The 10,057-nt window shown below is 70.9% G+C and carries 8 protein-coding genes; 2 read left to right on the top strand and 6 right to left on the bottom strand.

All coding sequences use genetic code 11. The features are described 5' to 3' along the window. Positions 1–187 precede the first annotated feature (187 nt). Entirely contained in the window at positions 188–2,917 is a 2,730-nt protein-coding gene (locus ABZV40_RS41710; protein WP_355454983.1) for a BTAD domain-containing putative transcriptional regulator, read from the top strand. On the opposite strand, the gene ABZV40_RS41705 is transcribed toward ABZV40_RS41710, so the two are convergent. From ABZV40_RS41705 to ABZV40_RS41680, 6 genes are all read right to left on the bottom strand, one after another. Further along, the gene (locus ABZV40_RS41705) at positions 2,884–3,396 is read right to left on the bottom strand and encodes a hypothetical protein (RefSeq protein ID WP_355454977.1); all 513 of its coding nucleotides are present in this window, start codon (positions 3,394–3,396) and stop codon (positions 2,884–2,886) included. The genes ABZV40_RS41710 and ABZV40_RS41705 overlap by 34 nt on opposite strands. 80 nt (positions 3,397–3,476) lie before the next feature. Further along, complete coding sequence (gene purU, locus ABZV40_RS41700) at positions 3,477–4,322, bottom strand: formyltetrahydrofolate deformylase (RefSeq protein WP_355454976.1); 846 nt, start codon at positions 4,320–4,322, stop codon at positions 3,477–3,479. Continuing rightward, complete coding sequence (locus ABZV40_RS41695; protein WP_355454974.1) at positions 4,319–4,903, bottom strand: sarcosine oxidase subunit gamma family protein; 585 nt, start codon at positions 4,901–4,903, stop codon at positions 4,319–4,321. Before ABZV40_RS41695 ends, purU begins: the two co-directional genes overlap by 4 nt. After that, complete coding sequence (locus tag ABZV40_RS41690) at positions 4,893–7,703, bottom strand: 2Fe-2S iron-sulfur cluster-binding protein (RefSeq protein WP_355454972.1); 2,811 nt, start codon at positions 7,701–7,703, stop codon at positions 4,893–4,895. Before ABZV40_RS41690 ends, ABZV40_RS41695 begins: the two co-directional genes overlap by 11 nt. Continuing rightward, a complete protein-coding gene (locus tag ABZV40_RS41685; RefSeq protein WP_167979291.1) occupies positions 7,700–7,981 on the bottom strand; it encodes a sarcosine oxidase subunit delta in 282 nt (93 codons plus the stop codon). The genes ABZV40_RS41690 and ABZV40_RS41685 overlap by 4 nt, the downstream gene beginning before the upstream one ends. An 11-nt stretch (positions 7,982–7,992) precedes the next feature. Beyond that, entirely contained in the window at positions 7,993–9,222 is a 1,230-nt protein-coding gene (locus ABZV40_RS41680) for a sarcosine oxidase subunit beta family protein (protein WP_355454970.1), read from the bottom strand. Between the two features lie 68 nt (positions 9,223–9,290). Between ABZV40_RS41680 and ABZV40_RS41675 the strand changes: the two genes are divergently transcribed. After that, entirely contained in the window at positions 9,291–9,950 is a 660-nt protein-coding gene (locus tag ABZV40_RS41675) for a GntR family transcriptional regulator (protein ID WP_355454968.1), read from the top strand. The last annotated feature ends 107 nt before the right edge of the window (positions 9,951–10,057 follow it).

Here is a 10,057-nt window from a genome sequence, read left to right as displayed (position 1 = left end):
CATTCGTCCACCTGAGGTGGACGAATGCGCCGTTCATCGAGCAACCGGCACCCGCGGCGGCCCACGCGTTCTTCGGTCAGCACCTGCGTTGACGAATTGCCGCGAAACCGGCACGAGGGCGACGTCGCCGCCGCTATCCTCCCGCCCGGACGCGCCGAGGAGCGGAGGAGCCATCAGCGGGTTGAGCGTGCGGTTGCTGGGACCGCTGGAGGTCTGGCGGGACGACCGCCGGGAGAGCCTCGGCGGCGTCAAGCAGCGGACGCTGCTGGCGCACCTCGCGTTGCACGCGAACACCGGTGTCTCACTCGACCAGCTCGTCGACGTGCTGTGGCCGGTGTCGCGGCCGCGGTCGGTGGTGTCGAACGTCCGGACGTACGTCTGGCAGTTGCGGCAGCTGCTCGACGACCGCCTGCGCACGCACGGCACCGGCTACCTGCTGGCGGTCGAGCCGCACGAAGTCGACGCGTTGCTGTTCGAAAGCCTGGTGGCGCAGGCGCGCCGCCGCCCCGACACCGCGCTGGAGTCGTTGCGGCAGGCGGAATCCCTCTGGCGCGGCCGCCCGCTCGAAGACCTGCCGGACCACGACGCCTGGACGCCCGCGCTCGCCCGGCTCGACGAGGCGAGGCTCGCGGCGACCGAGCAGCGGCTCGCGTTGCAGGTGGCGCTGGGTGAGGGTGCGGCGGCGATTCCGGAGCTGCGGGCGTTGCTGGTGGAACATCCGTACCGCGAGAGTGTGTGCGGTCAGCTCGTGGTCGCGCTGCAACGGGACAACCGGCGTGCCGAGGCGTTGCAGGTCTACGCGGACATGCGCGAACGGCTCGCCGACGAGCTCGGGCTGGAGCCGGGACCGGCGTTGCGCGAAGCCCAGCTGGCGGTGCTGCGGGACGAGCCGTTCGCCCCGCCGATCCGGCAGCTGCCGCCGTCGGTGTCGGATTTCTGCGGCCGGGCCACCGAAACCGAGGCGCTGGCCGCGGCGTTGCGGCGTGGTTCGGTGTCGGCACCGGTCGCCGGGGTGACCGGGCCGCCCGGCGTCGGCAAGTCGACGCTCGCGATCCGGGTGGCGCACCTGGTCAGCGACCACTTCCCGGACGGCCAGCTGTACGTCGACCTCGCGGGCACGTCCGAACAGCCGCGCGAGGCCGGCGAGGTGCTCACGGAGCTGTTGCACGCCTTGGGCATCACCGGTGCCGGACTGCCCTCGCAGGTCACCGCCCGTGCCGCGCTCTACCGGTCGCAGCTCGCGGGCCGGCGGGTGCTGGTGGTGCTCGACGACGCCGCCTCGGTGAGCCAGATCGTGCCGCTGCTGCCCGCCGAGGCCGGGTGCGCGGTGCTGGTCACCAGCAGGCGCAGGCTGCCCGAGCTGCCCGGCGCGGTGCAGGTGGAGCTCCCGCCGTTCGAACCCGGTGAGGCCGCCGCGCTGCTCGCGGGCATCGCCGGTGAGGACCGGGTCAGCGCCCAGCCCGCCGAGGCCGCGGCCATCGCCCGCGCGTGCGGGCATCTTCCGCTGGCGATCCGGGTGGCGGGCGCGCGGCTGGCCGGGCGCAGCGGGTGGTCGATGCAGGTGCTGCGGGAACGGCTGGTCGACGAGTCGACGCGGTTGCGGGAGCTCAGCTCCGGTGAGCTGGCGGTGCGGGCGAGCTTCGACCTGAGCGTCCGGCAGCTGCCCGACCGCGAGTTCCGGGCGTTCGTGCGGCTGGCGTTGCTGGGAGCGCAGGACTTCCCCGGCTGGGTGGTCGAGCCGCTGCTCGCCGAGCCGGGTACCGAGCACCTGGTGGACGGGCTGGTCGACGCGAACCTGCTGGAGTCGTGCGGTGCCGACGGGATCGGCCAGCCGCGCTACCGGTTGCACGACCTGTTGCGGTGCCACGCGCTGGAGCTGGCCGAAGCGTTGCCGGACCGGCGGGAAACGCTGGAACGCACGTTGCGCGTCTGGCTGTGGCTCGCGGTCACGGCCGCGCGCCGGTTGCCGGTCACGTTCGGCACGACCATCGCCGAGGTGGACCGGGTGGAGGCGCCGGAACACCTGCTGGCCGACCCGGTGGCGTGGTTCGAGGCGGAACGGCGGACGTTGTGCGGCGCGGTCGACCTCGCCGCGGCCGCCGGGCTCGACGAGGTGGCGTGGCAGCTCGCCGCGGCCTGCGTGCCGTTCTTCGACCTGCACAGCCACTACGAGGACTGGGGCCGCACGCACGCACGGGCGTTGCAGAGCGTCCGGGCGGCGGGCAACAGGGCGGGCGAGGCGGCGTTGCTGCGCGGCATCGCCCAGGTGCACATCTACCGCGACGAGTTCACCGAAGCTGAACGCGAACTGCTTGCGGCGCAAGAGCTCCACCGGACCGCCGGCGACGAGCGCGGGCAGGGTACGGCGATCGCGGGCATCGGTGTGGTGTACCGGCTGCGCGCCGAGTACGAACGCTCGATGGCCTGCTACACCGAGGCGTTGCGCCTGCTGGAGGCCGCGGGCGACCTGCACTCCGTGGCGCACGTGCGGGCGTCGATCGGCGCGGTTCACGGCGCACTCGGCGCGCTGGAGGAGGCCCGCGCCTGGCTCACCGGTGCCCGGCAGCTGGCCGCCGATCTCGGTGACGCGCACCGCGAAGCGCTCGTGCTGGTGCGGCTGGCGGCGCTGTACCGCAGCACCGGCGAGCACGCTGAGGAGCTGGTCAGCGCGCGGCGGGCCGTGTCGATCCTGATGGACCTCACCGACGAGCGGTGCACGGCGTTCGCACAGGTCGAGCTGGCCGAGGCGTTGCTGTCGAACGGCCACCCGCGGGCGGCGCACGACCTGGTGTGCCAGGCGCTGGAAACCTACCGCCGCACAGGAAACCGGGAAGGCGAACCCGCCGCGCTGCGCACACTGGCGCGCGCGGCGGATGCACTGCCTCAGTTGCTGTTGCCGGGCTTCCAGCCGAGGTAGTTGCGGAAGTAGCCGACCGAGCTGCCGTGGCCGATCTTGCCACCCACGCTGGTCGACCAGAACCCGCCCGCACCGTCCGCGATGCCCACGTGGCCGTTCGAGCTGGTGTTCCAGAACACGAACGCGCCCTTGGGCGGCGTGCCGGTGGTGTGGCGGGCACCGTCGGACGACCGCCAGTGCTCGATGGCCGAGGCGTGGTGGGTCGTGCGGTCCCACGCCAGGCGCACCGCGCGCTCGCAGTAGCCCTCGTACGCGGTGCTGCCGCGGCGGTCCGACATCCACTTGATCGCGCCGGCCGCGGTCTGCTGGATCGCGACGTCGCCGGCCGGCGTGGTGGCGGTGTCGTCGAGCCACGGCTGCGCGATCTCGACGTCCGGGCTGAACACTTCGCCGGTGGCCGCGCCGGCCGGAGCGGCGGTGCTGATGAGCGCCGCGCCCAGCAGGCCGACGACGGCACCCGTCACTTTGGTGAACCGCATGAACATCCCCTTTTCCCTGACTGCACTGCTCCCGCAGCCTTTCGGGGGGACATCCACGGCCGATACACCGCCGATACAACTCAGCGGAACACGACCGTGCCGTTGCCGTTGGGCAGCACGCGGTGCTCACAATGCCAGCGCACCGCGCGGGACAGGGCCAGCGCCTCGGCGTCCCGGCCCACCGCGGTGAGCGAGCGCGGGTCGAAGGAGTGGTCGACCCGCAGCACCTCCTGCTCGATGATCGGGCCCTCGTCGAGGTCGGGCGTCACGTAGTGGGCCGTCGCGCCCACGTACTTCACGCCGCGGTCGTAGGCCTGGTGGTACGGCTTGGCACCCTTGAAACCGGGCAGGAACGAGTGGTGGATGTTGATCACCCGGCCGGACAGCTTCTCGCACAGGTCGTTGGAGAGCACCTGCATGTAACGCGCCAGCACCACCAGGTCGGCCTGGTACTCCTCGACGAGCTCCAGCAGGCGCTGCTCGGCGAGGTGCTTGGTGTCGGCGGTGTTCGGCACGTGCACGAAGTCGAGCCCGGCCGCCTCCGCCATCGGGCGCAGGTCCTCGTGGTTCGACACGACCGCCGCGATCTCGCCGCCGAGGTTGCCCGCGCGCCAGCGGAACAGCAGGTCGTTCAGGCAGTGCCCGGCCTTCGACACCATCACGAGGATGCGCGGCGCGCGCTCGTCCCACAGGTCGAAGCTCATCTCGAACTGGTTCGCGACCGCGGCGAACGCCGTGGCGAGTTCGTCGACGCCGGCCGACTCGCACGTGAAAGCAGTGCGCAGGAACAGTTTGCTGCGGACGTCGTCGTCGAACTGCTGGTGTTCCACGATGTCGCAGCCGTGGTCGACGAGGAACGACGTCACGGCGTGGACGATGCCCGCCCGCTCGGGGCAGCTCAGCGTCAGGGTGAAGTGCCGGCTCATGACGCCACCCCGTACTCGACGCACGCGTCGCTCAGCCAGGCCGCGAGGTACTCGGCGAACGACGACCGGACCAGCAGCGTCACGTCGTCGTCGTGCACCTGCAGGATGATTCCCGTCCTGGCGAGCAGCGTCTGCACGCAAGTGCCGGTGGGAGCCGAAGACGGGTGCAGGTCCACGGCACATCCGTGAGCGAGCACGTCCCGGACGTGCGGCCCCTCCAGTACCAGGGTCGTGCGCTGCGCCGAAGTGTCCACAACGGACCCCCGCGATGATCCGAGCGCGCCACGCAACACCTCCTCGATCGCGATCTGCAGGTCGGGTGCCGCCGTGACGAGGAACTCGTCGGGGCCGAGCCAGAGCACCTCGACGTCCCCGAACGGGCCGGAGCCTTCCGTGAAGGTGCACGGAACCAACGGGAACTGCGCTCCGAGCGCCGAGCCCATCGCCGCGATGGCATCGGGGTCCGACGCGCGCACGGTGAGCTGCGAGCGGAAGGGCCGTTCCGCCACGTGCAACGCCGGGGCGAGCGCGGCCAGCCGGTCGGTCCAGGCCGCCAGCGGACTGGTCGGGTCAGCCGTCACGACGGGCTCCTTCCTTGTCGTAGAGCACGGATTCGGTGACGGTGACCGGCACGAGCTCGTCCTCGACCGGCACGTACAGCGTCTCGCCGATGCGTTCGTGACCGGACCGCACGAGCGCGAGCGCGAAGGTCCGGCCGAGCGCCGCGCTGGGGTAGCTGGACGTGACGTGGCCGAGCATCCGCACCGGCGGTTCCGGCAGCCGGTCGGTCTCGACGATCTGCGACCCCTCCGGCAGCAACACGTTCGGATCCACGGGCAGCAACCCCACCAGCTGCTTGCGGTCGCTGCGGTTGTTCTCCGCACGCGCGAACGACCGTTTGCCGATGAAGTCCGGCTTCTTCTTCGACACCGCCCACGACATGCCCAGGTCCTGGGGTGTGACCGTGGCGTCGGTCTCCTGGCCGATGATCGGATAGCCCTTCTCGGCGCGAAGCACGTGCATGGTTTCCGTGCCGTACGGCGTGATCCCGTACTGCTCGCCCGCCGCCATCAACGCCTCCCAGACGGCGAGGCCGTGCCAGGCGGTCACGTTGATCTCGTAGGCGAGCTCGCCGGAGAAGCTGATCCGGCACACACGTGCCGGCACTCCCGCGACGTCGGCGTCGTGCCAGGTCATGAACTCGAACGCCTCGTTGCTGACGTCCAGCCCCGGTGCCACTGCGGCCAGCACGTCGCGAGATTTGGGACCCACCAACGGGATCGTGGCCCAGTGCTCGGTGACCGAGGTGCAGTGCACGTCGAGGTGCGGCCACTCCGTCTGCAGCCACTCCTCCATCCAGTCGAGGATCTTGGCGGCGTTGCCGGTCGTCGTGGTGACCAGGTACCGCTCCTCACCGACCCGGATGACCGTGCCGTCGTCGATCACCATCCCGTCGACGCCGCACATGACGCCGTACCGGATCCGGCCGACCTTCAGCGTGCTCATCAGGTTGGTGTAGAGCAGGTCGAGGAACTTGCCCGCGTCGCGGCCCTGCACGTCGATCTTGCCGAGCGTCGAGCCGTCCATCATCCCGACGCTCTCGCGCGCCGCCCGGCACTCGCGCAGCACGGCCGCGTGCAGGTCCTCGCCGTCCCGCGGGTAGTACCAGGGCCGCTTCCACTGCCCGACGTTCTCGAACAACGCCCCGTGCGCCACGTGCCACGGGTGGATCGCCGTGACGCGCACCGGGTCGTGCAGCTCGCCGCGGTTGCGTCCGGCCAGTGCCGCGAACGAGACCGACGTGTAGGGCGGGCGGAACGTGGTGGGCCGCTGGTCCGCGAGCTGCACGCCCAGTGCCTCGGCGACGATGCCGGCCGCGATCATGCCGGACGTCTTGCCCTGGTCGTGGGCGGTGCCGATGGTCGTGTAGCGCTTGATGTGCTCCAACGACCGCAGGCCGGCACCGGTGGCGCGCAGCACGTCCGCGACGGTCGCGTCGCGTTGCAGGTCGACGAAGCTGGTGTCCTCGTCGCCGGGGACGCGCCACAGCACCAGACCGGTGCGTGCCGTGCAACGAGAGTCCGAGACCGGCAGCGGCACCTGACCGCCGGGCGTGAACCCGGAGGCGGCCGCCTCGCCCGCCTCGCGGCCCTGGCGGACGCACGCCGCGAGGTCGAGTTCTCCGGTCGCCGATCCGGCGACGCGCACGGCCGGAAGGTCCTCGCCGGGCACGAAAGCGCCGAGCTGGGCGTCGTAGCGCAGCGTGCCGCGGGCTTGGCTGAAGAGGCTGACGACGGGGTTCCAGCCGCCCGACACCAAGAGCGCGTCGCACTCGATCTTCTCGCTGCCGACCTGGACCGCAGTGATCCGGCCGGCGCCCTCCGTTCCGGTCACCATCCGCCCGGCACGGACCTCGATCCCCCGCGCCGCGCACTCCGTCGCCAGCCGCGCAGGCGCCTCCGGCCGAGCGTCCACGATCAGGGCGATGTCCACACCGGACTCGGCGAGGTCGATCGCCGCGCAGTAAGCACTGTCGTTGGTCGTGAACACCACCGCCCGTGATCCGGGCAGCACCCCGTACCGGTGCAGGAACGTCCGTGCCGCCGAGGCCAGCATGATCCCGGGCCGGTCGTTGTCCGCGAACACCACCGGACGTTCGTGCGCACCGGTGGCCAGCACGGTCTGCTTGGTCCGGATCCGCCACACCCGTTGCCGCGCAACGGAAGCAGGCGCAGCGAACCCGAGGTGGTCGGTGCGCTTCTGCAGCGCGAGCACGAACCCGTCCTGGTACATGCCGAACGCCGTGGTGCGCTCCAGCACCAACACGCCCGGCGTGGTCTTCAGCTCGGCCACGACGTCCGCGACCCACTCCGCGGAAGGCCGGTCGTCCAGGTACTCGTCCGTCCCGAGCAACGAGCCACCGGGCTGGTTCTGCTCGTCGACCAGCACGACGCGGGCACCACTGCGTGCCGCCGTCAGAGCCGCCACCAGACCCGCGGGCCCTGCGCCGACCACCAGCACGTCGCAGTGCTCGTGCTTGGCGTCGTACCGCGCCGGGTCGGGCTCAGCGGACAGCCGTCCCTGCCCGGCCAGGCCACGCGCCACCAGCCCGTCGTACAGCTCCACGGTGGTGGCGAGCAGCATCGGTTCGGAGAAGGGCGCCTCGATCTGCACCAGCGACGTCGGGTCCTCCGAGCCCGCCGCGACGATCCCGCGCGGCCGGCCGAGCTTCACGCTGCTGCCGATCTCGTGCACACCGTGGGCGAGCAGGGCCGAGGCGAGCGTGTCACCGGGATGCCCGGTGTACGACTGGCCGTTGAAGGTGAAGTGCAGCAACGTGTTCCGGTTGATCGCGCCACCGGTGGGCGTGCGGAACGTCATGACGCCACCTCCGGCATCGGCTCGCCCGCGCGGTACACGGCGAGCAGGTCGTGGGTGCGGGTGTCGCGGACGGCGTTGAACCACCGCCGGCACCCTGCGCTGTGGCTCCAGCGCTCGGCGAACGGACCGCTCGGGTTGTCCCGGAAGAACACGTACTGCGCCCACTCCTCGTCGGTCAGCGCCGACGGGTCCTCGGGGTACGCGACGTGCGCCTGGCCGCCGTAGTGGAACTCCGCTTCCTCGCGCGGCCCGCACCACGGACACGGGATGAGTTGCATGTCAGCTCCTGCTAGTGCGCCACGGCTGCGGCGCCGTGCTCGTCGACGAGGGCGCCCGTGGTGAAGCGCTCGAGGGTGAACGGCTCGTTGTACGGGTGCGGTTTGTCGTGGGCGATGGTGTGCGCGAAGCAGTCACCGACACCGGGCGTGGCCTTGAACCCGCCGGTCCCCCAGCCGCAGTTCAGGTAGAGCCCCTGCACGGGCGTGAGACCGACGATCGGCGAGGCGTCCGGGCTCACGTCGACGATGCCCGCCCACGTCCGCAGCAGGTGCGCCCGCGCGAAGACCGGGAACAGCTCCAGCGCCGCGGCCATCTGCTGCTCGATGACGTGGAACGAACCCCTTTGGCCGTAACCGTTGTAGCTGTCGATCCCGGCGCCCATCACGAGCTCTCCCTTGTGCGCCTGGGAGACGTAGACGTGCACGGCGTTCGACATGACGACGGTCGGGTGGACGGGTTCGAGCAGCTCGGAAACCAGTGCCTGCAACGGGTGCGAGGCGAGCGGCAGCCGCAGGCCGGCCATCGCCGCGAGCACGGAGCTGTGCCCGGCCGCGCACAGGGCGACGCGACCGGCCGCGATGCGACCGCGCGAAGTCTCCACCGCGGTGATCCGGCCGCCGGAGGTTTCCAGCCCGGTGACCTCGCAGTTCTGGATCAGGTCGACGCCCGTCGCGTGCGCGGCCCGCGCGTAGCCCCAGGCCACGTAGTCGTGCTTCGCGATGCCCGCGCGCGGCTGATAGGTGGCGCCCAGCACGGGATACCGCACGTCCTGGGAGATGTTGACGATCGGGCAGATCTCCTTGACGCCCTCGGCGTCCACCCACTCCGCGTCGATCCCGTTGAGGCGGTTGGCGTTGACGCGCCGGACGCTGTCGCGGACGTCCTGCAGGCTGTGCGCGAGGTTCAGCACCCCGCGCTGGTCGAACAGGATCGGGTAGCCGAGGTCGTCCTCCAGGCCCTCCCACAGCTTCAGCGAGTGCTCGTAGATGCCGGAGCTCTCGTCCCACAGGTAGTTCGACCGGATGATCGTGGTGTTGCGGGCCATGTTGCCGCCCGCGAGCCAGCCCTTCTCCAGCACCGCCACGTTCGTGATGCCGTGGACCTTGGCGAGGTAGTAGGCGGTCGCGAGGCCGTGCCCGCCACCGCCGACCACCACGACGTCGTAGGAGGCTTTCGGTTCCGGGTTCTCCCAGAGGAAGTCCGGGTGCTCGGGCAGATGTGCTCCGGGCGGGCTGGTCATCGCGACGCCTCCAGCGAAATCACCTGGTCGACTACTGGTATATCAGTCTGTGCAGTACCGTAGGTCACATGAACACGCAGGTCAACGACGAGCCCGCGGCCTCCTCGATGACGGAACAGGCGTACGCCGTGCTGCGCGACCGCCTGGTGATGCTGGAGATCAAGCCGGGCGAACCGATCAACGAGGACCGGCTGCGCAGCGAGCTCGGCGTCGGCCGCACCCCGATCCGCGAGGCCCTGAAACGACTTGAGCAGGAACGGCTCGTCGTCGCCTTCCCGCGCCGCGGCACGTTCGCCACCGACGTGAACATCTCCGACCTCTCGCACATCTCCGAGGTCCGCCGCACCCTGGAGCCGCTGGCCGCGTCCGCCGCCGCCGAACGCGCCACGGCAGACGACCGGACCGCCCTGACCGAACTGCGGTCCCAGCTGGAGACCGCCGCCCGTCCGGGCGACAACACCGCGCTGCTGCGCGACGACGTCGGCGTGCACCGCGCGATCTACCGGTGCGTGCACAACCCGTTTCTGGAAGACACCCTGATCTCCTACGACAACCTGGCCACGCGCATCTGGTGCGTGTTCCTGCCGCGGTTGTCCGGGATGGCCGGGCACGTCGACGAGCACGTGCCGCTGCTGACCGCGATCGTCGACGGTGACGCCAAGAAGGCGGGCGAACTGGCCTCCCAGCACGTGATCGGGTTCGAGCGGGCGATCAGGGCGCTCATCTGACCAGCGCGCCGCACGGTAGGGTGCCGCGAAATTGCGTTGATGAGATTCGTTCCCGGTGTGCGCTTCGACCGGTGCCGTTACCTGAAGTGTGAGTGAACGTGAGTCCA

Source organism: Lentzea sp. NPDC004782, from assembly GCF_040609115.1.
GTDB lineage: Bacteria > Actinomycetota > Actinomycetes > Mycobacteriales > Pseudonocardiaceae > Lentzea.
Note: the sequence above shows the minus strand (reverse complement) of the source record. Positions and strands in the feature narration are given on the sequence as shown.